Source organism: Streptomyces sp. NBC_00019 (assembly GCF_045041015.1).
Lineage (GTDB): Bacteria > Actinomycetota > Actinomycetes > Streptomycetales > Streptomycetaceae > Streptomyces.
In genome coordinates this window covers 5,503,016-5,529,714 of the sequence record NZ_CP108302.1, presented here as the reverse complement: position 1 = coordinate 5,529,714, position 26,699 = coordinate 5,503,016, and the positions used below count along the sequence as shown (strand labels likewise).

Here is a 26,699-nt window from a genome sequence, read left to right as displayed (position 1 = left end):
CGTGGGCGGTGCGCTCAGCCTGACCCTGGTCGCGCTCGCCTATCCCGCGATGCTCGGCTTCGACAAGGTGTCCACCGCCCAGGACCGCGTGATCGCCCAGACCCAGTGGGGTCCGTTGACCGAGCAGGACCGGGACTTCGTGGTCAAGGTGCGGGCGGCGGGCCTGTGGGAGTACCCGCTGGGGAACATCGCCTTGGAGAAGGGGACGACCGAGGAGGTGAAGGAAGCGGGACGGCATCTCCTGGACGGGCACGCGGCCCTGGACGCCGCCTGCCGCAAGGTCGCCCCGATGCTCAACGTCACCCTGCCGAACGTGGCGAGCCCGCAGCAGGTGGCCTTCGTGAACCAGATCCAGACCGCCAACGGCCGGGAATTCGACTCGACCTTCGCCAACATCCTGCGCACGACCCACGGTTCGATCTTCAACACGATCGCCAAGATCCGCTCCACCACGAAGAACTCGCTGGTGCGATCGCTGGCCGACATGGCCAACGACACGGTCCTGGACCACATCACGGTCATGGAGAAGACCGGCTTCGTCAACTTCGACCAGGCCCTCTTCCAGCAGACCACCCCGCCCAAACTGCCCACCGACGACCTGACCCCGCCGGCGCCGCAGCCCGGCGAGCCGATGGTCGTACTCAGCCCGCCGGCGAACCCGACGTCCACGCCGATCGCGATCCCGGGCGAACAGTCGGGCGGCACCCCGAGCTCGGGCGCCAGCCAGAGTCCCACCATCGGCTGACTAGGCGAGCCAGACGGTCGTGTCCGGTGCCAGCAGTCCGTCCTCCAACGGGCCGCTGGCGAGCAGCACTTCACCCGGCGGCAGTTCCACCGCCGCCGGGGACAGGTTGGCCACACACCGCCACCCGTCGTGCCGTACGAAGTCCAGCACCCCGTCGGTGGCCCCGTCCGTCCAGGTCAGCGCCTCTCCCTCCAGCAGTTTGCGGCGCAGCTTCAGGGCCGTGCGGTACAGCTCCAGGGTGGAGCCCTCGCTGCCGTCCTGTGCCTCGACGGCGTACTCCGCGAAGCTCTCCGGCTGCGGCAGCCAGGCCCCGCCCGCGCCGAAGCCGTACGACGGCCCGGTCCGCGTCCACGGCAGCGGCACCCGGCAGCCGTCGCGGCCCTTGCGGACGCGTCCCGTCTGCTCCCAGATCGGGTCCTGGAGCACCTCGACGGGCAGGTCGGCGACCTCGGGCAGCCCGAGTTCCTCGCCCTGGTAGACGTACGAGGATCCGGGCAGCGCCAGCATGAGGAGTGTGGCGGCGCGCGCACGGCGCAGCCCCTTGGCGGTATCGACCTGCGGTGCGTGGCCGCCGGAGAGCAGCCAGGCGTTCTCGTCCGTGCCCGGCGGGAGCATCAGGCGGGAGGTGTGGCGTACGACGTCGTGGTTGGAGAGCACCCAGGTGGCCGAGGCCCCGGCCTCGCGGGCGCCGGCGAGGGAGTCGACGATGACCTGGCGGAGTTCCGCCGCGTCCCAGCCCGCGAGCAGGTAGGCGAAGTTGAAGGCCTGTCCGAGCTCCTCGGGGCGGGCGTACTGCGCGCGCCGGGCCGCGCTCGGGACCCAGGCCTCGGCGACCGCCATGCGGGGCGGGCGGTAGGAGTCGAAGACCTTGCGCCACTCGCGGTAGATCTCGTGGACCTCGTCGCGGTCGAAGAAGGGGTGGGTGCCGGGCGCGAACTCGGCCAGCGCCTCCTCGCCGCTGAGTTCGGGTGCCCCGAGGTCGCGCAGCGGCTCGGCGAGGTCCTTGGCCAGGGCGTGGGCCACGTCGACACGGAAGCCGTCGACACCCCGGTCGGACCAGAAGCACAGGGTGGTGCGGAAGTCGGCGCGGACCTCGTCGTGGTCCCAGTTGAAGTCGGGCTGCTCGGGCGTGAACAGGTGCAGATACCACTGCCCGTCCGGCACCCGCTTCCACGCGCTGCCGCCGAACACGGACTGCCAGTCGGTGGGCGGCAGTTCCCCGTGCGCACCCCGCCCGTCCCGGAAGACGTACCGCTCGCGGGCGGCCGAGCCGGGCCCGGCGGCGAGGGCCTCCTGGAACCACACGTGCTGGTGGGAGCTGTGGTTGGGGACGAGGTCGACGATGACCTTCAGTCCGAGACGGTGGGCCTCGGCGACCATGGCGTCGAAGTCGTCGAGGGTGCCCAGGCGCGGGTCGACGTCCCGGTAGTCGGCGACGTCGTAGCCGCCGTCGGCGAGTTCGGACGGATAGAAGGGGCTCAGCCACAGGGCGTCGACGCCGAGGCCGCTCAGATGCGTGAGCCGCTCGGTGACGCCTCTGATGTCACCGAGCCCGTCGCCGTCGGCGTCGCCGAAGCTTCGGGGGTAGACCTGGTAGACGACAGCCTGCCGCCACCAGTTCGGGTCCCTGGACGAGAGGTCGGGGGTCACACGATCTCCTGAGTGCTTTGTGCGTACGGCAAAGACGAACAAAGGGGAATCTGTCCACAGCTGTGGAGGGACGAACCTCCCCAAGGTGCGGAGCGCCGTGTTCCTTGTGTGGCGGAATTGTGATGGCCGATGAACAGACCTTGCATTCCCGCAGGTTGACACCCCTCGGCGGCGAGATCCACGATGTCCGCAGCTGTGGCGCATGTGACCAATGAGCCCAGTGTTGCCGAGTGCTTTTCTGTGCCCTCGGCGTTTTCGGATCACTCCATCCTGATGGGATACGCATGTCCATAGCGAGACGTGTCACTGTGCGCCGCCTGCTGGGGACGGGCGCCGCGACGCTCGCCCTCTGCGCCTCGGGCGCATCCGCCGCCTGGGCCACCGGGCCCGGCGGCGACGGCTGGAACCACGGTGGTACTTACAAGCCCGGCACGGGCGCGGGTACGGAGACGGGGACCGACCGCTGCCAGTTCTCCCTGGACGGGGTCAGCTTCTTCGACTCGGTCAAGGTCGACGACCAGAACCTGAAGCCGACCGAGGACGGCAAGGTCCACATCAAGGTCCGCGCGGCTCAGGACGCGGCCACCTGCACGGCGTCGCTGGCCTCCTACATCGCCCACGGTCCGACCTTCGCGACCTCCGGCGAGCAGATCTTCGTCGACTTCGACACGGTGACCGTCAAGCAGGGCCAGACCGACTCCCTCGACATCGCGGTGCCCGACGCCGGCTGCTACGCGCAGATCGACCTCTACCGGGGCGCCACGAAGTTCGACGGCAACCTCGACGCCAACGACGGCTTCACCCACGGTGAGCTGCCCAAGGGTCCGGACCGCCCGGTCATCAAGGACAAGCTGATCGCGGCCTGGAACGGCGGCACGAAGGACTGCTCGACGACGCAGACCACGCCGCCGGCGACCCCGCCCGCCGAGTCGACCCCCCCGGCGTCCGAATCGACCCCGCCGGCCTCCGAGTCGACTCCCCCGGCCTCCGAGTCCACGCCTCCGGCCTCCGAGACCCCGTCGACGGGCACCCCGACCCCGTCCGCCTCGGAGTCCACCACGGCCCCCGCGGCCACCCCGAACGGCGGCGGCGACCTCGCCGAGACCGGCGGCTCCAGCGCGACCGGCCCGATCGCCATCGGCGCGGCCGTCCTGCTGGCCGGCGGCGCGGGCATCGTCCTGGCGACCCGCCGTCGCAAGGCGACGCGCGCGTAGTTTGTACGACGCCATGAACGCCGGGTCCGAACTATCCGGACCCGGCGTTCATGGTGCGGGTGGCCCTCTTCACCATGGCGGCGGCGCGAGGTTCAGAACCCGATGTCACCGCCCGCGAGGCGGACAGGGGACACCAGCGCGATACGGATCAAGCCGGGCTCTGGAGGAGGGGCGTCGTAGACGTAGGTGACGGTGAGCGTCGGGCGGGCGTCGGTTCCTTCGAGGCGGGTCGTGTAGATCTTCATGCCCCCGACCGCGCTCCCGGCACGTCGCCCGAGTTCCGGGTTCTTCTCCAGTTCGGCCCGCAGGAGCTCCACGGCTTCGAGCGCTCCCCCGCCGATGGCCCGACAACGGGCGCGAGCTTCATGCGTGATCTCCGCGACGGCCTGGGGACGCGCAACGCTCACCGCCCGGCACCCCGGGCCGCCTCGATGTCCCCCACGGCGGCTGACACAGCGGCATCGAAGCCGGGATCCTGACGGGCAATGATCCGGCCCCGGAACTCCTCGACCAGGCGAACGACACCGGAGAGGTCGGCGGGGTCAGCGTGGTTGATCTCGCGGGCCAGCTCGGCTTCGAAGTCATCGGCGTCACCGGGGAAGCCGTAGCCCATGGTGAGGGCGGCGCGGACCTGGCCGATGGTGCGCATAGGCGGGAGCTGTGATCCGGAGCCTGCGGGGTCAGTGGTCATGACGGTCGTCGCTCCCTCTTCGCGGTGTCTGCTCCACAGTACGACGCGCGGGCTGTACGTCACCCTTCCTCGCCTCCCACCAGAAGATCCAGTTCCGCCCAGACGGTCTTGCCGACGACGAGCTGTTCCACTGCCCAGCGGTCGGCCAGCGTGTGGACGATGAGCAGGCCCCGGCCGAACTGGTCGTCGGGGTGCGAGCGGCGGGAGTCCGGAAGGCGCTCGCGTCGCGGGTCGGTGACGGCCACTCGGAGGGCCTTGCCGGTCAGGGACGTTTCCACACGGAAGAGTCGGTCCCGGAGGCTCCCGTGCAGCAGGGCGTTGGTGCACAACTCGCTTGCCAGGACGGCAAGATCACCCGCCACGCCGGGATGGCCCCAGTCGATGGCGAGTTGAGCGACGTGCCTGCGGGCAAGGGGGATGCTGCGCGGGTACGGGGCGTAGCTGACGGCATCGTGGCGGTCGTGACCCTTGGGGTACGGGGGAGGGCAGGCGTCGGTCACGGAATCCTCCGGGGTTCGGGGCAGCACGATGCGTCTCCGCCAACTGGTTTCACTGAGTGGGCGATTGAGTACTTAAGGTAGCCGTGAGAGGTTCATGGCAGCAATCGAACGCGGCAGAAATTTCGCTGCCGTTCTGAGCGGAGGAATCGCTGCATGGGAAACAACCCTGATCGCGGACGGACCATCACGACTGTTCTGGGGCGCCGACTGGGCGGAGAGCTCCTGCGCATGCGGGAAGCACTCGATCTGCGTCAGACGCATGCGGCCGAGGCGTTGACGGCGTCGGTCACGAAGATCGCGAAGATCGAACGCGGACAGGTGCCGTTGCGTGACCCGGACGTCAGGGCGCTGTGCCATCTGTACGGCGAGAACGATGAGACCGTGGTCGGAAAGCTACTGGCGTTGGCGAAGGCGGACCGCGAGCGGCGCAAGGCGCACGGCTGGTGGAACCAGTACCCGCAGCTGCAGACGATGGTTGAGTACGTGGCGCTTGAGGACATCGCGACCACCATTCGCACCTGGCAACTGGCCATCATCCCAGGCCTGTTGCAGACGGCCGATTACGCGCGGGCGCTCGCGGTCGGAAACGGCCACTGGGAGGACCCGGACGAGATCGAGCCGTTCGTCGAGTCCCGGATGGCCCGGCAGGCCCGGTTGGACGCGGACAGCCCGTTGGGACTCTGGGCCGTCGTACACGAGGCTTCCCTACGCCAACTCGTAGGCGGACGTGAGGTCATGCGGGCCCAGCTGGAGCACCTGCTGGACATGGCGCGGCGACCGAACGTGAAGCTGCAGGTGCTTCCCTACCTCGCGGGTGCCCATCCGGGCATGACCAGCGCCTTCACGATCGTGTCCTTCGCGGAACCCGGAGCCCTGGACGTGGTCCACGCAGATACCACCTCGTCGACCGTCTGGTTGGAGAGCGATACTGATGCCGAGCACCACAACACGCTCTTCGAGCGCATCACGCGGTTGAGTCTCGCGCAGCGCAACTCGGTCAGACTGATCGACGGGATCCTGAAGGAGATGTAGTCGGCGTGCCTGCATACGAGTTCGTCAAGTCCAGCTACAGCGGTGGCAACGCCGGACAGGAGTGCGTCGAAGTCGCCCGTAACATCCCCACCACCGTCGCCGTCCGCGACTCCAAGACCCCCGGCGGACCCATACTCCACGTACTCCCTGACACCTGGACGCCGTTCCTCCGTCTCGTCAGCCGACTCCCGTGATGAAAAGGCTTCGCCCTGCCCCCACCCCCCTTGCTACCGTCCCCTCCATGAAGCGCGCCAACCCGTCTGCCACGACGACGCCGGACACTGTCCCGGCGCGCTGAGTCTTGAGTTGAAGCGAACCCCGGGGCGAGGGCCCCGGGGTTTTGTCGTGTGGCGCTCGCCCTCTGGTTCATCATCCGGAGAGGAACCCCCATGTCCGACCACCGCCGCCTCGGCCGAGAGCTCGACCTGTTCGACACCGACCCCCTGATGGGCGCGGGGCTGCCGTACTGGCTCCCGGACGGGGCCGTCGTGCGGCACACCCTGGAGGAGTACGTCCGTGAGGCCGAGCGGGTCGGCGGCTACCGGCATGTGTACTCGCCCGTGCTGGGCAAACGGGAGCTGTACGAGATCTCCGGGCACTGGGACCACTACAGCGAGGACATGTTCCCGCCCATGGAGCTGGGCAGCGAGCAGGTCGTGCTGCGGCCCAGCCTCTGTCCCCACCACGCCCTCATCTACCGCTCCCGTTCGCACAGTTACCGCGAACTCCCGCTCCGCATGGCCGAGTTGGGCGGCATGTACCGCTCCGAGCTGTCCGGTGTGCTCGGCGGGCTGACCCGGGTCCGGGCCATCCAGCTCAACGACGCCCATATCTTCTGCACCCTGGAGCAGGCCGTCGAGGAGGCCCGCGCCGCCCTCGACCTGATCCGCCGCGCCTACGCCGACCTCGGTATCCGGGCCGCCCGGTACCGGCTGTCGCTGCCCGGGGAGGGCAACAAGTACGTGGCGGATCCGGACCTGTGGAAGCGGGCCACCGCCCTGCTGGAGCAGGTCCTCGACGGGGTCGAGTACGAGGCGGTGGAGGGCGAGGCGGCCTTCTACGGGCCGAAGATCGACGTACAGATCACCGACCGGGCCGGCCGCGAGTCCACCCTCTCCACCGTGCAGATCGACTTCCACCAGCCCGAACGCTTCGACCTGCACTACATCGGCGCCGACGGGGCCAAGCACCGGCCGGTCATGGTGCACCGCAGCATCATCGGCAGTGTGGAACGGGCGGTCGCGCATCTCATCGAGGAGCACGGCGGGGCGTTCCCGGCCTGGCTGGCACCGGTGCAGCTGGTCGTACTGCCCGTCTCGGAGGAGCAGTACGCACAGGCGGACCAGGTCGTACGCCGCGCCCTCGGCCTCGGACTGCGCGCCGAACTCGCCGGCCCCGAGCACGGCACCCTCGGCGCCCGCATCCGTGCGGCCCGGCTCGCGCCGTACGTCGCGGTGATCGGCGCACGGGAGGCCGACGGCGACCTGACCGCCGTACGGCTGCGGGACGGGCGCAAGCCGGGAGCCGTGCCGGTGGAGGAGCTGCTGCACCGCGTCCGGTCGGTGGTCGAGGCTCGCGGGGCTGAACTGTGGGCGGCTGCGTAAGGTCGGTCCCGACGGAAGGAGTCCACTGTGACTGCCCAGCCCATTCCCGTGATCATCGATTGCGACACCGGTGTCGACGACGCCCTGGCCCTGTTGTTCGCCGTACGTCACCCGGGTCTCGACGTGCGGGCGATCACCTGCGTGGCCGGGAACACCGACGTCGACGGTGTCGTACGCAACACCCTGACCGTCCTGGAGCAGGCCGGGGCCGGTGACATTCCCGTCGCGCGGGGCGCCGAGCGGCCGTTGGTCGAGCCGGCCCGGTCGGCGAAGCATGTGCACGGGCAGGACGGGATGGGCGATCTCGGGCTGCCCGCGCCGACCCGGCGGCCGGTCGACGTGGACGCGGTGACGCTGCTGCGGCGGGAGATCCTGGCGTCGCCGCGGCCGGTGACGCTGATTCCGACGGCGCCGCTGACGAACATCGCGCTGCTGCTGCGGACGCATCCCGAGGTGGTGCGGAACATCGAGCGGATCGTGTTCATGGGCGGGGCGGTGACGACGGGCAACGCGACGCCGGTCGCCGAGTTCAATGTGTGGCACGACCCGGAGGCGGCGGCGGTGCTGCTGACCGCGGGGGTGCCGATCACCATGTACGGGCTCGATGTGTTCAAGCGGGTGCTGGTGCCGGCGGCGGATGTGCAGCGGTTGCGGGCGAGTTCGGAGCCGCGGCTTCGGATGGCGGGCGAGTTGCTGGCCCACCGTGATCCGGCGACGTCCGGGGATCCCACGCCTACGGGGGGTCTCGGGGACGCGGGGGCGGTGTGTGCGGTGGTGGATCCGGGGGGTCTGAGCACTGAGTTGCTGCCGGTCGAGGTGAGTCTGGCGCCGGGGGCGACTCGGGGGCAGACGATCGTTGACCGGCGGCCGCGGCCGGGTGAGGCCGAGATCCACGAGGGTGAGCGCGAATTGGCCCTGGTGGATGTGGGGCTGGACGTCGATGTCGAGCGTTACGTGAAGCTGTGGCTGACGACGGTCGAGGGCGTCTGAACGTAACTCGGCGGTGAGCCGGGAGCCCGGTGGGCGACGGCTGAGCGGTGGTGGGCGGCTCTTGGGACTACACCCCTTAGGGGTGTAGTCCCAATGGACAGGCCTGAGGGGTGGGTACTCCGAGCAACGCAGTGCCGGTTGCTCGACAACACATAGGGACGCGAGCCATCGGAGGCGCGTTCACCCCGGAGTCCTCGCCAGGAACCAATCCATCCGTCGGACCCGCGAGTTCGTAGGCCGGATCGGGCACGTCGTGGTCCATGCCGTCCACTCACAAATGATCAACAAGGTGACAGAGCCGGATCACGGTGAGACATGCTGAGGCGGTGGATTTGAATCCAGGGGGACGCTTCACGTCCCTACGGTCTTCAAGACCGTTACCTCAGGCCGCTCGGGCAGCCCATCCCGCTCCCGCCACCTGCGGTGGACTGGGTACAGCCCGCCGGCCGTCGGCTTCGCGCGGGGTCCATGCTCCACACTGGGTGCATTAGCCCCGCTGCCCTACCCTGAACCACCCCTCCGGCGAGTGATCGGTCTGTAGATCCTACTCAGGGTCAAGGCCTGGAGCAGGGCCGCGTCCACGAGGCTTCCAGTTTGTTTTCCAAGCTAGGTACTTTGGGTACAGCATCCTGTAAGACTGCACACCTGGCAGCCAATAGTTATTGCACCCACGGGCAGCAGGAGTATCGGGGGTCTCATTGTCTAACGCTCAGTGGGAACCAAGGCATCATGCAATCGTGACGGTAGACATTGAAGGGTTCAATTCGTCCACTCGTACGGATCCAATCCGCGCTGGATTACGTCGCGACCTTGAAGAGATCATCAACTCCGCAATCGCTGCTATGCCCCCGGCGGACCCACTCGTTGCGCAGGGTGACACCGGAGACGGCAAGTGGCTTCTTTTCAGGTCCGACCTTCAGAAGACAGCACTACTCCAGTCCTTTACTCCGACCCTAGAAACAGGCATTCGGCATCACAACCGAACGGCTAGCGTCGCAGCTACCTTAAGACTGCGAATTGGGGTTCATCATGGCGAGGTGACCGTTGAGAATTCAGGCTATTCAGGCGAGCAGCTGAATCACGCGTTTCGAATTATCGAGAACGACGTGGTGCGAAACATTCTCCGGAATACGAGAAATGACATAGTAGTTGCAGTCTCTGACGACTTCTTCTTGAAAATAATTAAGCCTGGATACGGGTCACTGGAACCCGACGACTACTCACCGGTCATGGTGGAAGCCAAAGAGACATCGGCCGTTGTTTGGATATCTTCTCTCCACAGGCATGATAAGTCTCCTGCTTCTATCAGCGAAAACACGTCACCACCGTTCTCCGCGACACCGAGTATCTCCTATTCACCTGAAGTGATCACGCTTCATGATCTACCCCCAACGAGTCTGTACGTAGCCATTACGGATATCCATAATGAGAGGCTCTATCGACGCCGGTTCCCCGAGGCGCCCGTGGAGCAGCATGTCGAATCAGCCCTACTTCTCGCGGACAAGGTGGTGCTGCACTGCGCCGACGCCTATCGCTCAAAGCGAGTAGCGAAACTCTTATGCGAGTACCAGGCATGCATTTCAGCTGGCGACCTACTTTTCCTCCTGGGCGAGAATACACACAACCCAAAAGCCCATTTCCGTAATTACATCGACTACAAGATCCAGCAGTATGGAAAATCAGATCTCGGTCAACGCGACGCCGAATCCCTCGTGAACGTCGACTCAGATGCGGCTAATCGTACGGAAGAACTACTATCCCTAAGCCCTTACGCGTTGATTCGAGGATTCTCTGGTGCCGATTGCTTCATAAGGGCCGTCAAGCAGGACTTTCAGTCGGCCGAGCAAATCACTATTCGTGAGCACTTTTCAGCCAGCATCGTCCTTAACCAGCTGAACGTCACCATTCGGCAGCTATTGGACCTCACGCACCAGACGAGCCAAGGAGAGGTGACCCGTGTAGTCGCCGACGCCGCGGCGGTAGGACACCTCCAATCTGAAGTAACCCGGCTTGCTAGTCACAATTCGTGCTCACGTCAAATCCTCATGGAGGCGGTCAGACAGGCAACAGGTATCAGAGAGCATGATGCTCTACATGAAGCCTTCGAGGAAAGGGTCAGCATCCTTCATCTTTTCGGGACAACTGGGGGACTTGCGCATACGGAGGTAACGAACCGTAGAGACCGCCCTAGCCCTTATTACTACGGCCATCTACTGGAACACTTGAGCATTCTATCCGAGACTCCGCATCCTCCTCGATTCGGGCCGCAACTTGTCATGGAACTGCGATCTCTGCCCAGTTGGAGCTATTTTTCGTCTTACCACATCCGGCTTGTCAATCATCTAATCCACCGTGCAAGTAAGGAGCCCAGGGTGGGCGACTTGGAGACGGGCTTCACTTGGACACGTCGCATCCCAGAATTTGAGCCCATCAGAACAGCTGTACGTCGCCACTGGGAGAGCAGGGACTACTCGTGAAAATATTTGAGAATTTCTCTGATGCCTGGCACTTCTGCTTAAGGGAAGTCTGGACCAATGGAGAAGACGTAATCGATGACGGACTGATCTTACGCGAACGCATAAATGTTAGCCTTTCAGCACGCAATTGCCATCAGAGGGATTTCGTCGAAGCGGGTGCCAATGAGGAGCGGATTGAGCTTATGCTCAGAAAGTACAAGTCCCTGGAACCGGTTGCGCCATACGATACTAGTTACGGCCGCCTATTCCGCAATCAGATGGGCGTTGATCAGATCGATTGGCTGATTGAGAGGCTAAAAGGCAAGACGCATACCAAATCGGCTACCATCAGCTTCCATGTGCCGGGCAACAATAGGTTGAGTTGCATATCGCTCATGGACTGCAAAATAAGAGATGGCGCCCTCTATTTGACGTCCGTTTATCGAAGCCAGAATGTATTGGCTAGCCAGCCTGGTAACGTTTGCGCACTGCGCGATTTTCAACAAGAGATCGCGCAAGCGGTAGGAACAGAAGTTGGTGTATTAACACTACACATACTTTCGGCGCACATATATCAGCACGACTGGGGAGCGGCCCAACGGCTCATCGATGGACGTAAAGAAAATGGAGTAAATATCCTATGAAGCGGAGATTCGGTAAGGTGAGGAAAGTTGAGTCCCAGGGCAGCGAAAGGCTGGCCGAGGAGTGGGACAAGTTGGCCGCTGACCGAGATGCACTGATCAGCGAAGGACGAGATCTCAGCTATCACCATATCCTTCTCCCTGCGCTGCACGGGTTGAGTGCTTCCACGTTGGAAAAGGCAGGTCGTATTCTCGACGTAGGGTGTGGCACCGGGAAATTGGCAGCCGAATTGGCGGAACGGTATCCTCGGTGCGAAGTCGTGGCGATCGATCCCAGTCCGCGAAGCATTGATATTGCGTGCTCAAAAGGAGATTCTTTCGAAGATGTAACCTTCCATTGCGCCTCTATCGAGGATTATTCCGCCAGTATGGAAAGCCCGTCGTTCGATCTCGTCATTGCGAACATGCTATTCCAGAACGTCGCCTCAATGCCCGATGCCCTAAAGGGGTGTGTGGAAGTAATGAAGCCAGGTGGCACACTCGTTTTCGCAGTAGCACACCCTTGCTTCTGGCCACGCTACTGGAAATATGAAAACGAGCCATGGTTCCGCTACGATCAGGAGATTTGGATTGAGGCTCCATTCCGTACCTCCCTGTCACCGCATGAAACGCTAACTACTACTCACACCCATCGCCCGCTGAGTTCCTATCTCACTACTTTCTCGCAAGCCGGGTTGTGCCTGGAAGAGTTGGTAGAGCCCTATCCGGATGAGGGTATTGAGGGTGAATACCCAATCGCTTGGGAGTTCCCTCGATTTCTGTTGGGGCGCTACCGGAAGGGCAATTCTTGACACCGTTCCCAGAATGGGGGAAATAGGGCGCTGCAACAACGAAGTAGCAAAACTCGATGCAATATACCTCTACGCTGACACTGTGGCTCCACGAAATAAGAGATTTCATGGAGAGATCCGCAGCTACGACGGTGACCGCGTGATGGGCATCTTCACCGGGCGATCGAAAAACTCCAGCACCGTCAAAGATGCCGAGGAGATGAAGCTCTCGGAGCAAGGAGCCAATATGCCGGAGGCCCACACCACTGATGTCGGCAGCGAACGGATGACAATCTACCGTTCCACTTACCGGTGGTCAGTGTGACTGAGCCGGAGGAGGTTTCAACCGAAGCTGAAGCAAGAGCGATCGAGACGGCATGGCGTATTCACGCGGAGTTGGGAAACTGGACAGCCAAAGCGGATGCTAAAGCGTCATTCGCTCTCACGCTTGACTCTGCAGCCACCGCTGGCATTGTTGCGCTCTCGAACGGCGACCACGTCTTCGCTGACCTTCACGGCTGGAGTGCTCGTTCCCTGCTGTGGAGTGGGATCGTCCTCATTATCGGATCTGGGCTCTTCGCCATGCTGGTCGTCGTCCCGCGACTGAGGGCCCGCAAGGTCGAGGCAGAAGCTGCCTCCAACTTCATCTACTTCGGACACCTCAAGCACAGGCAGGCAGACGAGCTTGCGAACGCGCTCAAAGAGACCGATATTCTCCCCGTGCTGAGTAAACAGCTCATCACCATGAGCAAGATCGCTTGGGACAAACACCGTCACGTCCAGTTGTCATTCGTCACCTTCGGTTTGGGTGTCGCTTTGGCCTTCCTCTCAGGACTCGCCCGCTGAGGGCGGAGCTTCGTAAAATGAGGAGGCCGCAGGCCGCGTAGTCCTGTGAAGAGACGGGCTGGCGCCCCGGCCCCATCAAGCCTCTGATCTGGGCCGAGCCGGCCAACGGCGTCACCGACTCGCAGCACCACGTCTTCCACATCGACGGCGCGATCTACGCCGAACCACCCCACAGAGAAGAACAAGTCCAACCGCATCGAATGGATCCCTCTCTCAGAGGTGCGAGTCGTGATCGACCGTCGGGAGGTCGTGAGCAGCGGCTCACTCATCGGTCTGCTCTACCTACTGGGCGGGGGCGGAACCTGGAACTTCCAGCCGTGGCACGAAGGGCCGGACCTGTACCAGCTGTGGGAACCGTGCCGTCGCCCTGACTCCTCGATCACGCCACACACCAGCGTGGCACTCGGGCGCGTCGAAGCCTTGGCCGAACTCCACGCCAAGGGCTGGGCACACGGAGACGTGCAACCCGCCCACTTCATCATCGGGCCGGAACGAACCCACCTCATCGACCTCGCCCTTGCTCAGAGCGGCCACGTGCCCGAGGGATACGACTTCCCGTTCCGCGGCTGCCTCGTCCACTACGAGGCACCCGAGATCGCCCGGAGCGTGCTCGACACCGGAACAGCCGAGCCGACCCAGGAAGCCGACGTCCACGCGCTCGGCGCCTCACTGCTCATCTCCGCCACCGGCTGGCGCGCGATGAAGTACCCGGCCGACGCTCCCCGCTCGGTGCAGAGAGAGGCCGTGGCGGACGGTCGGCGCCGGCTGATCAACGCGATGCTCAGCCATGCGCCCGAGGACCGACCCGCCATCTACGAGGTGGGCAAAGCCCTGAACTAGTCTCTGAGTAACGCCCGGTCGGGGGACGCAGCCTGGTGTGCCCCGTCCCGGCCCCCGACAGGAGTCCCGTCCCGCCCGGAGCTGGTCCGGAGAATCAGTACCTACATCGCGGCCCCTGGACCAACGCGACCCTCCCCCATACGGCCCGCCGCACTGGTGCGCCTCGCCCCGCGATGCTCCCGTAAAACCATGAGCCGCCCTCTCCTCGCCCTCCCGCTGGCCGCCCTCCTCGCCACGACCGCCTGCTCCGCCATCGCCACGGACAAGGCGCTCCCCGCCAAGAAGCCCGCCGCGTCCCCCACCACGGCCGCCCCCACCACCGCGCCCCCGTCCCCCACCACCGCGCCCGCCCTCACCCCGGCCCAGGCCCAGGCCGCCCTGATCACCGACACCGACCTCGGCGAGCCCTGGACCATGACCGAGGGCGCCGCGACCTGGCGGGACGGGCTTCTCAAGGCCACCGCGAACGCACCCGACTGCCAGCGGCTGCTGGACACCCTCTACACCGAGAAGTTCTTCGGCGCGGACGCCCAGGTACGGGCGAGGACGGGCCTGGACGACACCTGGAACGACGCCCAGCTGCACCATCAGGTCGTCGCCGACCGCCCCGCGGACGTGGACAAGTCGCTGGCCTGGCTGAAGACCCTGCCCAAGAAGTGCGGGCGGTTCACGGCCGCCACCGCCACCGGCGCCGTCCAGAACGCCGCGGTCACCGAGGTGCAGCTGGAGAAGACGGGGGACGCCCGGCAGGGCCTGCGGCTCACCCTGAACGGCGAGAGCGCGGACGGCGAGGAGACCACGCTCACCCTCGACCTCGCCGCCGTCCGCGTCGGCGACGACACGATCGTCCTCACCAACGGCGGCCTCGGCGACGTGTACGCCGAGATCACCCGGGCGGTCGCGGAACTGGGCGTCAAGCGTCTGACGGACGTACGCAAACAGGCCCGCGCGGAGGTCTGAGCAGGTCGGGCGAGGTCGGCCGCGCCCTGAAGGGGCGACGACTCATCGCGGCACTTCCAGCGGAGCGCTCGGCGCCCGCGGCCGGTCCGGCACGGGCGTACTCAGTCGCGGTCGAACCTCTTCCTGTGCGACACCACGGCGTGCGCCACCTCCAAGGCGGTGCGGTTGTGCGAGAAAGCATGGGCACGCAGCCGGGCCAGCGCCTCGTCCTCGCCGACCCCGAGCTGCGCCATGATCATGCCGATGGCCTGGTAGACCTGGTCATGATCGGTGGCCAGACCGCCCAGCCACGGTTCTTCCCCCTCGGATCCGCTGTCCTCCGCATGGGGCAGCGCCATCAGCGCGACGGTCACCACGCCGGCCACCAGTTGCGCGGTGCGCAGCTCGCGGGTGCTGAGCTCGCCGGGGGTGTCGCGGTAGAGATCGAGGGTGCCCACGCACACGGAGTCGTTGCCCAGTGGGATCGAGTACACCGCCTGCACCCCGGCGGCCGTCGCCTGCTGGGCGAAGACCGGCCAGCGGTCGGGGTCCCGGCCGTCGGTGAGGTCGGCGGCGACCACGGGGGCGCCGAGCCGGACCGCGTGCCGACAGGGACCGTCGCCCAGGGTGGCCTGGATCTCCCCGACATGAGCCGCCTGCTCATTGCTCGCGCTCAGCTGGACGGGCATCCCGTTGGCGGACAGCGACACGCTCGCGCCGGTCACCGGCAGCAGCTCGACCGCGACCACGCACAGCCGGTGGGGCATCTCGCCGGGTCCCGCTCCCCGGACCCCCTCGGCGATGACATCGACGGCACGCACCCGGTCGCGCTCGCGGTCCGCGTCCCGTGCGAGCCTTCCGGGGTCACTGCCCGACGCCCCGTACGGACCGCGGTCGTCGCCGGATGCTCCGTGGCGGTCGTCCCTGGGGCCCACGGCCCCCGCCTCCTTCGCTCGGCGTGGCCAGTCGTCGTCCATGGGCTGGGCGCGGATTCACCCGGAGCAGTAGCCGTGACCGGTGGTCCGCCCGTTCCACGCGCACCCCGACTACCCCTCGCCCGTCAGACGAAACGCGTCCGCCCGCCCATCGCCCGGCGGTGCCCCCCGAGGCCTCGGCGGACGCGGGGAAGGCGGCCGCCCGGTGACGTTCTCGACGATGTCACGGGCGAGGTCGCGCAACTTGACGTTGCGGTTCTGCGAGGCGCGGCTGAGGAGCTCGAAGGCCCGCTCCGCGGAGCAGCGCCGCTGGGCCATGAGGATGCCGAGGCCTGGTCGATGACGGTGCGCGAGGCGATCGTGTGCTGGAGGTCCAGGCTGAACTGGAGCCGGCCGGAGATCTTCAGGGCGACGCCCAGCGCACGGCCTTGTCGCTGGCGGCCGCCGTGTAAGGGGCCCTGCCGCCCTCGACACCGAGGGTGATCGAGCAGTGCGCCGGCACCGGAAGGGCGCTCGCGGCCAGGGTGACGAGTTCCCCCAGGAACTCCTCCAACCGGTCGGCCTCCAGCAGCAGCGTCTGCATCCGGGCCGGCAACAGCTCACCGCGCGCCGGTCCGACGGGATGTGTGTCCGTCACGACGAGCCTCCATCGTGGGAGAAACCGGGCTCCGGTCCTCGGGTACCCCGCTGCGGCGGAGCATGGCGGATTCCTGCGGTACGAGGGCCCAGGAGCGGTCTTCACAATCCGCGGGCGAGTCACTACCTTCGGTTGGTGGCGAGTCAGGAAGCGGCCGCCCACGTGATGCATCCGTGCCGGAGCCGCTCATGTCCCTGCCCGTCGTGACCGCGACCACGCGTGCCGCCCGCCCGCGGACGCTGTCCGGACCATGAGGCCCGGTCCGCGTCCCCGTGCCCGCGACGCCGATGCGGAGCGTCTCCCGCCGCTCCGCGCGGGAACGGGGATCACCGGCGAGGACCACGCAGGGGAGCCGTGCGTCCTCGCGGAGGGAGCGGCCATCAGGACGGTGGCCGCTCCCTCACCCTCACCTCTTCTCGTACGGATCCGCCGGCTGCTTCATCTGCTGCACCGACACCGCGTCCAGCACCGGCGGCCACGCCCCGTCCGTGCCGAGCTTCCCCTTGGGATGCCAGGTGCCGGTGACGGTGACCCAGGTGTCGGCGGGCAGCGCGTCGGCGCCGCGGATCTCGGCCTTGCTGGTGGTGGCGTCGGCGGCACAGCAGGAGACGAGGAGCCGGGTGACGTACCAGGTCCCGTCGTCGCCGTGGGTCACGAACCCGGTCATCCGCACGGTACGGCCCTTCAGCGACCGCCCGGTGTCGTAGATCGCCCGTGAGGAGAACTCCCCCACGCCGAGCTCCACCGGGTCCCCGGCGGGCAGCGCCGGAAAGACCCCGACGCCCTGCGCCGCCCGCTGGGCCGCCTCGCGCTCGGCGCTGTAGGAGCCGAGGGCGGGGGGCGGGAAAAGCAGCAGCGCGAGGGCGGGGAGGGTGAGGAGCCAGGCCACACGGGGGCCGTGGTGGGCGTGGTCGTGGTGGGCGCCGTCGTCGTCATGGCCGTCGTCCGCCGAGTGTCGTACGACCGCCAGGACGATCCCCAGCAGCACGAGCGCCGCGCCCGAGACGACCAGATACGGTCTCAGCCCCGCCTGCACATACCGCAGATACAGCGCGCTGAACGCGGAGATCCGCAGGATCGCCGCCCCGACGAGCACCAGCAGCAGGGCCGGCCCGTACCGCCTCACAGCAGCCACCACCCCACGAGCACACTGCTCACCACGGCCACCACCCACGTCACGGCGGAGAACCGCACCGCGAAGGCCCGCCCGAACGTGCCCGCCTGCAGGGCGATCAGCTTCAGGTCGACCATCGGCCCCACCACCATGAACGCGAGCCGCGCGGTGGGCGAGAACCCGCTCAGCGAGGCCGCGACGAACGCGTCGGCCTCGCTGCACACGCACAGCACGACCGCGAGGACGGCCAGCAGCAGCACCGACAGCCAGGCGGAACCGGTGAAGACGTCCAGCACGGAGCGGGGTACGACGATGTTGAAGGTGGCGGCGGCCGCCGCGCCCAGCACGAGGAACCCGCCCGCGTGCAGGAAGTCGTGCTGGAGCCCGGCGCCGAAGGCCTTGATCCCCCGGGCCTCGGGAGCGTGCCGCTGGGGCAGCCTCAGCCACTCCTCCTTCCCGAACCGCGCCCACAGCCACCCCATCACCACGGCCGTCGCCAGCGAGGCGACGAGCCGGCCCAGCACCATCTCCGGCTGGGCGGGGAAGGCGATCGACGTGGCGACGAGCACGACGGGGTTGATCGCGGGCGCGGAGAGCAGGAAGGCGAGGGCGGCGGCGGGCGCGACCCCGCGCCGCATCAGGCTCCCGGCCACGGGCACGGAGGCGCACTCACAACCGGGCAGTACGACCCCGGCGGCCCCGGCGATCGGCACGGCGAGAGCCTGGCTGCGGGGCAGCAGCCGGGTGAAGACCCGCCCCGGCACGAACGCGCCGATGGCCGCCGAGACGACGGTCCCCAGCAGCAGGAACGGCACCCCCTGGACGGTGATCGCCGTGAAGACGGTCCACCAGGCGGCGACCGGCGGGGTGTAGAGATCGAGGGCGAGGGTGGGCCCGAGCACGGAGACGACGGTCGCGATGGCGAGCAGCGCGGTCCCGCCGAGTACGGCGTACACGAGCGCGCGCACGACGAACCGCAGCCCGTCGACCACACTCCGCTGATTCTCCACACCTGCCCTCTCGTCCTCGCGCAGGCTAACCGGTGAAGCCTGTGCGCAGGATCGGGACGGTCATAGAGGAGGCTGTGCGGGTGCGGGCCCGAGGGTGGTGGTGCCGGGGGCCGTACGGTGTCCCAGGCCCGTCCGGTAGGCGTCCAGGGCCGCCTCCACCCGCCCCTCCCTGCGCAGCAGGTCCCCCAGCAGCCGGCACAGGTCTGCCAGGTCACCAGCGGCCCCCGCCCGTTCCAGCAGGCTCAGCGCCCGCACGTAGTGCTCCTCGGCGGCCTCCGGGTCACGGGCGTCCTCGGCGATGATGCCGAGCAGCCGGTGCGCGGCGGCGGAGTGGACGGCGCCGCGCTCCGAGGACAGGTCCCCGAGCACGTCCTGGAGCAGGGCGGCGGCCTCGCCGGACTTGCCGCGCCGGTGCAGTACGTCGGCCAGCTCGACGGCGGCCTGGCTGCTGTAGAGGGCGGCGCGGGAGGCGGAGAGCATGGTGAGGGCCTGTCTCAACTCGTCCTCGGCGCGCTCCAGTTCGTTGTTCTGGGCGTACACGTACCCGCGCATCCAGTGGCAGTTGGCCAGCTCGGTGCGGAGCTGGAGCTGCCGGTACAGCTCGGCCGCCTTCGCGAGCGAGGCGTCGGCCTCGGCGACCCGGCCCTCGGCGATCAGGGTACGGGCGACGGACCGGTGCATGCGGGCCACCAGGGCGGGGTCGCCGGCCTGCGGGGCGAGGGCGAGGGCGAACTCGGCGGCCTGGGCGGCGCGGGCGTGGGCGCCCATGTCCATGTAGGGCCCGATGATGCTGGCGTAGAGGAGGAGCAGCGCGTCGGGATCGTGCATGCCGCCGCGGTTGAGTTCGTCGAGGGTGGACTCCAGGAGGTAGACGGCGTAACGGAGTTCACCGGCGAGGTAGTGGGCCAGGGCGCGGCCGCGGAGGGCGGGGACGCGGGCGGGCAGGGGAGCGCCGGCCAGCGTCTGCTCGGCCCGTTCGAAGTACTGCCGTCCTTCGACGAGTTCACCGGTCTCGACGGCGCACTCCCCGAGTCCGAGGAGGGCGGCGGCCCGCACCTCGACGATCCGCAGGGCGTCCGCCTCCGCCAGCAGTGCGGTGTACTGCCGGCCGGCCTCCTCGGCCTCGCCGGTGGCGAGGGTGCGCTGGGCCTCGACGATCCGCAGCCGCAGATCGGTGACGAGATGGGCGGGCCGCCCGGTGGCGAGCTCGTCGAACTCGACACCGAGCCGCTCGGCGAGATGCCGCAGTGCCTGATCGGAGGGCCGGACACGGCCCGCCTCCAGGGTGGAGACATAGGCGGCGGTGTAGGCGGGCTCGGCGACCTGCCGCTGGGTGAGGCCCCGTTCGACGCGCAGCTGCTGGAGTCTTCGCCCGATGGTCTCCGGATCGTCACGTTCCACCATGAGCCAACTCCCCCTGCGCCTCTTGCCGTTGGGCAACGCCGGGCTCTAGGTTAAACGGCGTATTAAGCCTGCTTAATGCGTTGCTGCTGTTGTTGCTGTGCATCTGTCGTCACTGCGAGGTCGTCGTGCTCGAACGCACCAGCACCACCGAGCGTTTCGTGAGGAGCGCCATCGCCGCCGTGGTCGCGGTGGCGGCCCTGGTCCTGGCGGCCAACGCGGGTCCGGCGAAGGCCACGGAGGGCCATCGGGCCGACCATGTGGAGCAGGTGGAGCAGGCCGGGCACGCCCGGCGGGGCTAGGTCAGAGCTGGAACTCCGCGGGGTTCAGCCCCAGTGCCGCGCAGGCCTCCTGGAGGACCATCTGCTCCGCCTGGGAGAAGTGCCCGTCGGCACCGGCGATGACGATGCCGGTCTGGATCACGGCCCGCGCCTCGGTCGGCTTCTTGGCGGCCTTGGCGATGTCCTGCATCGCCTCGGCCTTCCCCTGCGGGAAGTTACGGGTGAGCTGGTCCACGTGCTTGTGGAAGCGAGTGCGCAGCTGCTCCGGCGGGAAGTTCTGCAGCACCTCGTTGCTGAGGATCATCTGCTCCATCTGCTGCATCTCGGACGCGTCCACCTGACCGTCGGCCGCCGCGACCAGCGCGCACATCGCCATGCTCGCGTCCCGGTACGCACCGCTCTTCAGCTCGGTCTTGATCGAGCCGAGCTGGTTCTTCAGCAGGCCGACCAGCTGGGCGCGGGATCCACCGCCCGATCCACCGTGCGATCCTGAGCGCGAACCGGTCTGCGAGCCGTGTCCCCCGGTCGTGCCGCGCCCGCCCTGTGCCTGCTGCTGCAAGCTCTTGGCCTGGTCCTTGAGCCGGTCGAACAGTGCCATTGCCGTCACCTCGGTACTCGTCTGATCGATCTCACCCCGGAAACGGACCCGCCCCGGAAAAGGTTCCACGGCGGACCCCCGGCATAGATTGCCCTCCATGACCTCCACCGCCGCCCGTACCGCGCTGGCCCTCACCGCCGACCTACCGGTCCCGGACCTGGAGGACCTCTACCGGGACCTGCACCGCCACCCCGAGCTCTCCGGCCAGGAGCACCGCACGGCCGCGCGGTTCGCCGAACGGCTGAGGAAGGCGGGGTACGACACCGCCGAGGGCATCGGCGGCACCGGAGTCGCCGGGGTGCTGCGCAACGGGGACGGACCCGTGGTCCTGCTGCGCGCCGACATGGACGCGCTGCCGGTCCAGGAGGAGACCGGACTGCCCTACGCCTCCGAGACCCCCGGTGTGATGCACGCCTGCGGGCACGACCTGCACATGACCTGGCTGACCGGCGCGGCCCAGGCGCTGGCGGCGGGGCGGGACACCTGGTCCGGGACGCTGGTGGTGGTCGGGCAACCCGCCGAGGAGAGCGGCGGCGGGGCGGCGGCGATGGTGGCGGACGGGCTGTACGCGCGCGTGCCGCGCCCCGACGTGCTGCTCGGGCAGCATGCGGTGCCGGGGCCCGTGGGCCTGTATCCGCACGTTCCCGGGCTGATCATGTCGGCCACCACCGACGTCGAGATCGTGGTGCACGGGCGGGGCGGGCACGGGTCGCGGCCGGAGACGACCGTGGATCCGGTGGTGACGGCGGCGTACATCGTCACCCGGCTGCAGACCGTGGTGAGCCGGGAGGTGGCGCCTCGCGAGTCCGCGGTGCTGACGGTCGGGCGGATCGAGGCGGGCACGGCGGCCAACATCATCCCGTCCACCGCCCGGATCTCCCTCAACCTGCGCACCCAGTCGGAGGCGGTACGCGACCGGATGATCGCCGCGATCCGCCGGATCGCCGAGGGCGAGTGCCTGGCCGCGGGGTGCCCGCGCGAGCCGGAGGTGACACTGGGCGGGTCCTACCCGTTGACCGTGAACGACGCGGACACCGACCGCCGGGTCGCCGACGTGCACCGCGAGGTGTTCGGCGAGGGCACGGTGCTCGATCCCGGCCCGGCGATGGGCAGCGAGGACTTCTCCCGGCTGGCGGCGGACGGACAGCCGTACGCCTACTGGTTCGTGACGACCACCCCGGCCGAGATCTGGGACGCGGCGCCGGGCGGCGCCGACCTGTTGGCCCGCCTGGACGCGCTGCCGAGCAACCACAGCCCGCACTTCGCGCCGGATCTGTCGGTGGTGGGGCCCGGGGTACGGACGCTGGTGGCGGGCGCGCTCAGCCATCTGGTCCGGTAGGGCCGGCTAGTCCGGCAATGCCTTCTTCAGTGCCGCGTCCAGCGCCGCCGCCAACTCCGCGTCGCCCGGCGGGCTGTCGCCCAGGAGCGGGCCCAGCTGTGCCGTGAAGGTCTGGGTGAAGGCTCCGTAGAGCGGGGTGCGCGGGCGCTGGACCGCGTCCTGCAGGGCGGGGAGCAGGATGCTGCGGGCGTAGCGGGGGCGGCCCTCGTCGTCACGGGGCATGCGGTCGGCCCGCTCGCCGGTGGGGGAGGCGGAGGGGGTCGTGGGGGTGAGAGGGCAGCGGACGTCCTTGGTGTAGGCCGAGGTACGGGTCGCCGCGAACCCCGCGTCCAGCAGGCAGCGTTCGCTCTCCGGGCCGGTGAGGTACCTGATCAGCTCGGTCGCCTTCCCCGCCCGTTGCGAGCCCTCGGTCACCGCGAGGTTCTGGCCGCCGAGCACCGCCCGGCCGGGGAGTGGGGCGACACCCAACTGCTTCTCCTCGAAGGACTGGTGGAGGGTGCGGTAGGCGTACGGCCAGTGGCGCAGGAACGCGGTGCGGCCGTCGGCGAAGTCGCTCAACGTGGCGGCCTCGTCGGAGTGGACGGCGTCCTGGAGGGTGTACGGGGACTCGGTACGGCGGCGCAGTTCGGCGACACCGGCGGTCAACTGGGCGATGTCGGCGTCGTAGTGGCCGTCGGCGCCGGTGAAGTGGAAGCCCTCCGTCGCCGACGCGAACGCCTCGACCGCGTTGACCGTACGGCCCTCGTAGGGGGCGAGCTGAGTGGTCCAGCCCTTCTGGTAGGCGCCCACGGCGGGATGCTCGTCGATCTCCTCGATCAGGTCCTCCAGCTGCCCCCAGTCGAGGCCCGCGCTCAGGTCGGTCCGCTGGACACCGGCCGCCTTGAGCAGATCCCGGCGGTAGTAGAGCAGCCCGACGTCACTGTTGAACGGCACCGCGTACACCTCGTCGCCCCAACGGGCCGTGTCCGCGACGGACTCGATGTGATCGCGGTTCAGCACGTTGCGGGGCAGCGGGCGGATCAGCCCGGCCGCGGCGAACTCCGGTACCCATGTCACATCGAGGTTGACGACGTCGTAGACCGCGCTGCCGGACTGCAGGGCGCCGAGCAGCTGACTGCGCTGCTCGTCGGCGCTGCCGGGCAGTTCGACGAGCCGGGCGCGGTACCCGGAGTTCGCCTTCTTCTCCCGCTCGTTCCACTCATCGATGAGCTGCTGCCGAATCCCGTTCTGCCCGGTCACATCCCGGCCCCCGGCGACCACGATGTCCCCGGCCACGTCGGGAGAGGGCGCGGCGGGGGTGCCGGAGCTGCCGGTGCAGGCGGTGACGGCCAGCAACAGGGAAGCGATGAGCAGTCGGCATCCTCGGCTCATCAGTCCTCCCCCGTTCCCGTGCGGGCCACCTCGTCCGCCAGGGCCGCGCCGAGGTCGTCGCCGGCGTCCAGACAGCGGCCGCCGCTCGCGGTGGCGATACGCGCCGCCGGTTCGGTGCGGTCGCAGCCGGCGGAGTCCAGGGAGACCGTGGCCACCGGGATCTTCGCCGAGCGGGCGCGGGTCAGGACGTCGTCGAGGTTGCCGGCGGTCAGTTGGGGGTCGTCCTCGCCGTCGGTGATGTGGACGATGAGCTGGGGGCGGTCGTCGGCGGTGCCGCGTTCCGCCATCTCGTCGAGCGCGGCGAGCAGCGCGGCGTGCGGGTCGGCCTGGGCGTCGCGGACGTGGGCACGGGTGTCGACGGCGCGCTCGGCCTCCTTGCGGGTGTGCGGGCCGAAGGGGAGCACGCTCTCGTACGGGCGGTCGCCGGAGGTTCCCGAGACGCCCCACACCGCGTACTCGTCCTGCGCACCGAGCCCGCCCAGGGACTGCTTCAGCAGGCCGGGGCCACCGCTCGGGCCCTCCCACAGACCGGCCATCGAACCGGAGCTGTCGAGGAGATAGAGGACCCGGCCGGGGCCGTGCGCGGCGCGGTACCGGTCGAGGACGTTCGTCATCTCGCCCCCGCCCGCGGACTCGTCGAGCGGTTCCGGATCGGCCAGCACCCCGGTGGCGAGCGGCGGTTGCAGTTCCCCGTCCGTGGAGCGGAAGCCGTCCCCGGCGAACACCGCCCGCCCCTCTTCCCCGGTCAGCCACTCCCGGAAGTCCCCGGCGGCCCGGTCGCGCGCCGCCTCGTCGCGGTCGGCGCCCTCCCAGCGCACCCGGACGAAGGTGGGCTGCACACCGGGCACGTCGTTCGGGTACTGGGCCGTGCGCGGGATGCGTGTCGTACGTTCGCAGGCGACGCCGCTGCGCAGCAGGAACTCCGGTACGAGGGCCGCCGTACGGTTGTCCACGTCTTCGTCGGCGGGCAGCGTGCACAGCAGGTCGGCGGCGGTCGGGGCGGGCGGCCCCGGCTGGGCGACCTTCTGCTCGGCACCGGCCGCGTCGGCGCTCGCGGTGTCGTACAGGCCGACCGTGGCGAGCAGCGCCGCGTCGGCGAACTCCGGGTCGGGACGGCGTACCGCGGCCTTCTCGTCGCGCACCCGCAGATGGTCGATCATCCGGGACAGGGACAGGCCGACCCGGTCCCCCAGGGACTTCGCGGCGATCCGCTCCGGTACCGCGAGCACGACCGGCGAGTGCGCGAAGGGCTCCTCGTCCGCCTCCAGTTCGGCCACGGCGTCGGTGTCCTGGAGTACATCGACCCGGGCGGCGTCGGCGGGGGAGGCCGGGATCCACACGTCCGGCTGCGGGCCGACGTCCCGCTGCGGGTTGGACTCCTCGTCACGTGGCTCCTGCCAGGGCACCGAGTCCTGGCCGAGCGCGGCGACCGTGTCGGCGGACCCCGCGCTGTAGACGGTGATCCCGCTGCGCCGGCAGCCGTCGCCGGTGGTGTTGGCGTCCGACGTCAGATACGCGTCGGCCGCCGCGGTGACCGTCGGCGCGAGATCGGGGTCGGTCAGCACGCGCAGTTCCAAAGGCGGGGCGCAGGGGTCGCTGTCGGAGGTCAGGGCGACGATGCCGTAGGAGCCGAGACCGATCGCGGCGACGGCGAGCAGCGCGGTGAGGCGGGTGGGGCCCACCGCGTGCAGCAGACCGGGGAGGCGGGAGCGGCGCAGCCGGGCGCCGACGGTGTCGGCCCAGGTGCCGAGGAGTGCGAGGAAGGCGGTCAGGGGACGCCGGGGCGGCACGGGTGGCGGGGGCGGCGGCGGGGGCGGCTTCACCCCGGGCGCCGACAGCAGGACGTCCTCGTCCGGCTCGGATCTGCTCTGCGGCTCCCACGGATCGCCCCGCACGGTCTCGTAACCGTCGGCGGCCATCCGGGCCCGTAACGCGTCCGACAGCTCCCGGAACCCCAGCTCGCCGCCCTCGTCCAGGAGCTGTACGAGCTCGCCGGTGAACGGCGTCGGCGTGCCCGGATCGCCCGCGTCGACCCGGTGGTTGGCCTGCACGCTCATCAGCAGCAGCACCCGGCGCTTGCTCTCGAACCGCTCCCACAGCCAGGCCGCGTTGCCCGCGAAGCAGCAGTCGAGGATCACCACGACCCGCTCGGCCGGGCTGCCCGCGAGCACCGTCAGCACGGTGGTGAACATCTCCGCGCCCGGGAACACCGCGTGCCGCCCCGGGACCACGCGCGCGTTGTGCATCTGCAGGAACAGCTCGTCGCCCGCGCTCGGGATGGCCCCGTGCCCGGCGAAGTACAGCAGGAGCAGGCCCTCGGCCTCGCCCGCGGCGGTGTGCAGGGCCCGGTTGAACTCGTCCTGGGACGGCGAGCGGGAGACGACGACGTCGTGCTCGTCGAACACCCGGCCACGCAGCAGCGCGTCCCGCAACCGGTTCACATCGTGCTTGACGGCCGGCAGGTCGCCGGGCACCCCGTGCGGCGGCTCCGTGAACTCGTACTCGGAGACACCCACCAGCAGCGCCCGGTTGGCCCGTCCTCGCGGGTCGAAGCGGGTCACCGGCCTACCTGTCGTCGTGGAGGTCCACGATGTCGACGCGGCCCGTGGGCGGATCCCCGTTCTCCACGCCCCGGCGGACGTCCCGCCACTCCTCCACGGATCGTTTGACGTACTCCAGCAGCTCCTTGAAGACCGCGGCCCCGGCGCCGCCCGCCATCGCCACGACGATGTCCATGCCGATGCCCATCGGCGCGCCGGACTCGTCGGTACGCGGCCGCTCCAGGATCTGCAGCTCGCCGGCGCGCACCCGCTCGTCGAGCCGCTGCTCCCGCTCCAGCCACTTGCGCAGGGCGTCGATGTCGTTCTCGCTCGCGGTCCCGTCCAGCCGTATGCGTATGCCTTGGTCGGCCACTCCGTCCCCCTCAGCCATAACTCACCATCATGGCAGCGGAGTTGTGTGCACGGGAGGGTTTGTACGGGACCCCTGTGCCGACGTTGTCGGTGGCATGACTTACTCTTCGCTCACTCGCCACACGCGGAGCACAGGCCCCACACAAAGGGGCCGGCCGTCTGTGGCACTCCTTCACGTTTTCG

28 protein-coding genes and 2 pseudogenes are annotated in these 26,699 nt (G+C 68.5%); 16 read left to right on the top strand and 14 right to left on the bottom strand.

The window, feature by feature from the left end:
* The first annotated feature begins 1 nt into the window (after nucleotide 1).
* Nucleotides 2–745 carry a DUF4142 domain-containing protein gene (locus OHU89_RS26030; RefSeq protein WP_405654657.1) on the top strand — a complete coding sequence of 248 codons (744 nt, stop codon included), beginning with the start codon at nucleotides 2–4 and terminating at the stop codon, nucleotides 743–745.
* Here the strand turns inward: OHU89_RS26030 and OHU89_RS26025 are convergent, their stop codons facing one another.
* Nucleotides 746–2,395, bottom strand: a complete 1,650-nt coding sequence (locus tag OHU89_RS26025; RefSeq protein WP_405646234.1) for a glycoside hydrolase family 13 protein — start codon at nucleotides 2,393–2,395, stop codon at nucleotides 746–748. It abuts the gene before it with no gap.
* A gap of 284 nt (nucleotides 2,396–2,679) precedes the next feature.
* Between OHU89_RS26025 and OHU89_RS26020 the strand changes: the two genes are divergently transcribed.
* Entirely contained in the window at nucleotides 2,680–3,609 is a 930-nt protein-coding gene (locus OHU89_RS26020) for an LAETG motif-containing sortase-dependent surface protein (RefSeq protein ID WP_405646233.1), read from the top strand.
* A 92-nt stretch (nucleotides 3,610–3,701) separates the two neighbouring features.
* Here OHU89_RS26020 and OHU89_RS26015 read toward each other — a convergent pair whose 3' ends face one another.
* The 3 genes from OHU89_RS26015 to OHU89_RS26005 are packed head-to-tail and all read right to left on the bottom strand — an operon-like array spanning nucleotide 3,702 to nucleotide 4,800.
* Nucleotides 3,702–4,016, bottom strand: coding sequence for a hypothetical protein (locus OHU89_RS26015; protein ID WP_405646231.1), 315 nt, complete (start codon nucleotides 4,014–4,016; stop codon nucleotides 3,702–3,704).
* Nucleotides 4,013–4,300 (bottom strand): hypothetical protein, encoded by a 288-nt coding sequence (locus OHU89_RS26010; protein ID WP_405646229.1) that lies wholly within the window; start codon nucleotides 4,298–4,300, stop codon nucleotides 4,013–4,015. Before OHU89_RS26010 ends, OHU89_RS26015 begins: the two co-directional genes overlap by 4 nt.
* A 59-nt stretch (nucleotides 4,301–4,359) precedes the next feature.
* Nucleotides 4,360–4,800 (bottom strand): ATP-binding protein, encoded by a 441-nt coding sequence (locus OHU89_RS26005; protein WP_405646227.1) that lies wholly within the window; start codon nucleotides 4,798–4,800, stop codon nucleotides 4,360–4,362.
* 153 nt (nucleotides 4,801–4,953) lie between these two features.
* Between OHU89_RS26005 and OHU89_RS26000 the strand changes: the two genes are divergently transcribed.
* From OHU89_RS26000 to OHU89_RS25945, 12 genes and pseudogenes are all read left to right on the top strand, one after another.
* Complete coding sequence (locus tag OHU89_RS26000) at nucleotides 4,954–5,832, top strand: helix-turn-helix domain-containing protein (RefSeq protein WP_405646226.1); 879 nt, start codon at nucleotides 4,954–4,956, stop codon at nucleotides 5,830–5,832.
* 5 nt (nucleotides 5,833–5,837) lie between these two features.
* On the top strand, nucleotides 5,838–6,026 hold the full coding sequence (locus tag OHU89_RS25995; protein ID WP_405646225.1) for a DUF397 domain-containing protein: 189 nt from the start codon (nucleotides 5,838–5,840) through the stop codon (nucleotides 6,024–6,026).
* 195 nt (nucleotides 6,027–6,221) lie between these two features.
* A complete protein-coding gene (gene thrS, locus OHU89_RS25990) occupies nucleotides 6,222–7,436 on the top strand; it encodes a threonine--tRNA ligase (protein WP_405646223.1) in 1,215 nt (404 codons plus the stop codon).
* Nucleotides 7,437–7,463: 27 nt separating this feature from the next.
* Complete coding sequence (locus OHU89_RS25985; protein WP_405646222.1) at nucleotides 7,464–8,426, top strand: nucleoside hydrolase; 963 nt, start codon at nucleotides 7,464–7,466, stop codon at nucleotides 8,424–8,426.
* Between the two features lie 737 nt (nucleotides 8,427–9,163).
* Nucleotides 9,164–10,903, top strand: coding sequence for a hypothetical protein (locus OHU89_RS25980; protein WP_405646220.1), 1,740 nt, complete (start codon nucleotides 9,164–9,166; stop codon nucleotides 10,901–10,903).
* Nucleotides 10,900–11,526 (top strand): thymidylate synthase, encoded by a 627-nt coding sequence (locus OHU89_RS25975; RefSeq protein WP_405646218.1) that lies wholly within the window; start codon nucleotides 10,900–10,902, stop codon nucleotides 11,524–11,526. The genes OHU89_RS25980 and OHU89_RS25975 overlap by 4 nt, the downstream gene beginning before the upstream one ends.
* A 17-nt stretch (nucleotides 11,527–11,543) precedes the next feature.
* Nucleotides 11,544–12,314, top strand: a complete 771-nt coding sequence (locus OHU89_RS25970) for a class I SAM-dependent methyltransferase (protein WP_405646217.1) — start codon at nucleotides 11,544–11,546, stop codon at nucleotides 12,312–12,314.
* Between the two features lie 13 nt (nucleotides 12,315–12,327).
* Nucleotides 12,328–12,618 carry a hypothetical protein gene (locus tag OHU89_RS25965; RefSeq protein ID WP_405646216.1) on the top strand — a complete coding sequence of 97 codons (291 nt, stop codon included), beginning with the start codon at nucleotides 12,328–12,330 and terminating at the stop codon, nucleotides 12,616–12,618.
* Nucleotides 12,615–13,139 carry a Pycsar system effector family protein gene (locus OHU89_RS25960; RefSeq protein ID WP_405646214.1) on the top strand — a complete coding sequence of 175 codons (525 nt, stop codon included), beginning with the start codon at nucleotides 12,615–12,617 and terminating at the stop codon, nucleotides 13,137–13,139. Before OHU89_RS25965 ends, OHU89_RS25960 begins: the two co-directional genes overlap by 4 nt.
* A gap of 22 nt (nucleotides 13,140–13,161) precedes the next feature.
* Nucleotides 13,162–13,427: pseudogene (locus OHU89_RS25955) on the top strand (NUDIX hydrolase); the annotation flags it as partial.
* 6 nt (nucleotides 13,428–13,433) lie between these two features.
* A pseudogene (locus OHU89_RS25950) lies at nucleotides 13,434–13,979 on the top strand (protein kinase family protein); the annotation flags it as partial.
* Between the two features lie 189 nt (nucleotides 13,980–14,168).
* Nucleotides 14,169–14,939, top strand: a complete 771-nt coding sequence (locus OHU89_RS25945) for a hypothetical protein (protein ID WP_405646212.1) — start codon at nucleotides 14,169–14,171, stop codon at nucleotides 14,937–14,939.
* Between the two features lie 101 nt (nucleotides 14,940–15,040).
* Here the strand turns inward: OHU89_RS25945 and OHU89_RS25940 are convergent, their stop codons facing one another.
* The 6 genes from OHU89_RS25940 to OHU89_RS25915 all read right to left on the bottom strand — a co-directional run bounded on the left by OHU89_RS25940 (nucleotide 15,041) and on the right by OHU89_RS25915 (nucleotide 20,018).
* Nucleotides 15,041–15,853 carry a GAF and ANTAR domain-containing protein gene (locus OHU89_RS25940; RefSeq protein WP_405646210.1) on the bottom strand — a complete coding sequence of 271 codons (813 nt, stop codon included), beginning with the start codon at nucleotides 15,851–15,853 and terminating at the stop codon, nucleotides 15,041–15,043.
* A gap of 111 nt (nucleotides 15,854–15,964) precedes the next feature.
* A complete protein-coding gene (locus tag OHU89_RS25935) occupies nucleotides 15,965–16,171 on the bottom strand; it encodes an ANTAR domain-containing protein (protein ID WP_405646208.1) in 207 nt (68 codons plus the stop codon).
* 85 nt (nucleotides 16,172–16,256) lie between these two features.
* On the bottom strand, nucleotides 16,257–16,490 hold the full coding sequence (locus tag OHU89_RS25930) for a hypothetical protein (RefSeq protein ID WP_405646207.1): 234 nt from the start codon (nucleotides 16,488–16,490) through the stop codon (nucleotides 16,257–16,259).
* Between the two features lie 406 nt (nucleotides 16,491–16,896).
* On the bottom strand, nucleotides 16,897–17,616 hold the full coding sequence (locus OHU89_RS25925; protein WP_405646205.1) for a TIGR03943 family putative permease subunit: 720 nt from the start codon (nucleotides 17,614–17,616) through the stop codon (nucleotides 16,897–16,899).
* Entirely contained in the window at nucleotides 17,613–18,614 is a 1,002-nt protein-coding gene (locus OHU89_RS25920; protein ID WP_405646203.1) for a permease, read from the bottom strand. Before OHU89_RS25920 ends, OHU89_RS25925 begins: the two co-directional genes overlap by 4 nt.
* 60 nt (nucleotides 18,615–18,674) lie before the next feature.
* Nucleotides 18,675–20,018, bottom strand: coding sequence for a helix-turn-helix domain-containing protein (locus OHU89_RS25915; protein WP_405646201.1), 1,344 nt, complete (start codon nucleotides 20,016–20,018; stop codon nucleotides 18,675–18,677).
* A gap of 125 nt (nucleotides 20,019–20,143) precedes the next feature.
* On the opposite strand from OHU89_RS25915, the gene OHU89_RS25910 reads away from it, so the two are divergent.
* Nucleotides 20,144–20,317 (top strand): hypothetical protein, encoded by a 174-nt coding sequence (locus OHU89_RS25910; RefSeq protein ID WP_405646199.1) that lies wholly within the window; start codon nucleotides 20,144–20,146, stop codon nucleotides 20,315–20,317.
* Nucleotide 20,318: 1 nt separating this feature from the next.
* Here the strand turns inward: OHU89_RS25910 and OHU89_RS25905 are convergent, their stop codons facing one another.
* Entirely contained in the window at nucleotides 20,319–20,894 is a 576-nt protein-coding gene (locus tag OHU89_RS25905) for a tellurite resistance TerB family protein (protein ID WP_266889858.1), read from the bottom strand.
* 97 nt (nucleotides 20,895–20,991) lie between these two features.
* On the opposite strand from OHU89_RS25905, the gene OHU89_RS25900 reads away from it, so the two are divergent.
* Nucleotides 20,992–22,233: an amidohydrolase gene (locus OHU89_RS25900; RefSeq protein ID WP_405646198.1), complete on the top strand. Its 1,242-nt coding sequence runs from the start codon at nucleotides 20,992–20,994 to the stop codon at nucleotides 22,231–22,233.
* Nucleotides 22,234–22,239: 6 nt separating this feature from the next.
* Here OHU89_RS25900 and OHU89_RS25895 read toward each other — a convergent pair whose 3' ends face one another.
* The 3 genes from OHU89_RS25895 to OHU89_RS25885 are packed head-to-tail and all read right to left on the bottom strand — an operon-like array spanning nucleotide 22,240 to nucleotide 26,535.
* The gene (locus tag OHU89_RS25895) at nucleotides 22,240–23,604 is read right to left on the bottom strand and encodes an extracellular solute-binding protein (protein WP_405646196.1); all 1,365 of its coding nucleotides are present in this window, start codon (nucleotides 23,602–23,604) and stop codon (nucleotides 22,240–22,242) included.
* Nucleotides 23,604–26,165, bottom strand: a complete 2,562-nt coding sequence (locus OHU89_RS25890) for a caspase family protein (RefSeq protein ID WP_405646194.1) — start codon at nucleotides 26,163–26,165, stop codon at nucleotides 23,604–23,606. The genes OHU89_RS25895 and OHU89_RS25890 overlap by 1 nt, the downstream gene beginning before the upstream one ends.
* A 4-nt stretch (nucleotides 26,166–26,169) precedes the next feature.
* A complete protein-coding gene (locus OHU89_RS25885) occupies nucleotides 26,170–26,535 on the bottom strand; it encodes an effector-associated constant component EACC1 (protein WP_267015386.1) in 366 nt (121 codons plus the stop codon).
* Nucleotides 26,536–26,699 lie beyond the last annotated feature (164 nt).

Bases quoted from the DNA above. Each gene is read 5' to 3' on its own strand.
- OHU89_RS25895 (WP_405646196.1), bottom strand. From the start codon at position 23,604: ATGAGCCGAGGATGCCGACTGCTCATCGCTTCCCTGTTGCTGGCCGTC.
- thrS (WP_405646223.1), top strand. From the start codon at position 6,222: ATGTCCGACCACCGCCGCCTCGGCCGAGAGCTCGACCTGTTCGACACC.
- OHU89_RS25965 (WP_405646216.1), top strand. From the start codon at position 12,328: ATGGGGGAAATAGGGCGCTGCAACAACGAAGTAGCAAAACTCGATGCA.
- OHU89_RS25900 (WP_405646198.1), top strand. From the start codon at position 20,992: ATGACCTCCACCGCCGCCCGTACCGCGCTGGCCCTCACCGCCGACCTA.
- OHU89_RS25905 (WP_266889858.1), bottom strand. From the start codon at position 20,894: ATGGCACTGTTCGACCGGCTCAAGGACCAGGCCAAGAGCTTGCAGCAG.
- OHU89_RS25935 (WP_405646208.1), bottom strand. From the start codon at position 16,171: ATGGCCCAGCGGCGCTGCTCCGCGGAGCGGGCCTTCGAGCTCCTCAGC.
- OHU89_RS25945 (WP_405646212.1), top strand. From the start codon at position 14,169: ATGAGCCGCCCTCTCCTCGCCCTCCCGCTGGCCGCCCTCCTCGCCACG.
- OHU89_RS25915 (WP_405646201.1), bottom strand. From the start codon at position 20,018: ATGGTGGAACGTGACGATCCGGAGACCATCGGGCGAAGACTCCAGCAG.
- OHU89_RS25885 (WP_267015386.1), bottom strand. From the start codon at position 26,535: ATGGCTGAGGGGGACGGAGTGGCCGACCAAGGCATACGCATACGGCTG.
- OHU89_RS26010 (WP_405646229.1), bottom strand. From the start codon at position 4,300: ATGACCACTGACCCCGCAGGCTCCGGATCACAGCTCCCGCCTATGCGC.
- OHU89_RS26000 (WP_405646226.1), top strand. From the start codon at position 4,954: ATGGGAAACAACCCTGATCGCGGACGGACCATCACGACTGTTCTGGGG.
- OHU89_RS26020 (WP_405646233.1), top strand. From the start codon at position 2,680: ATGTCCATAGCGAGACGTGTCACTGTGCGCCGCCTGCTGGGGACGGGC.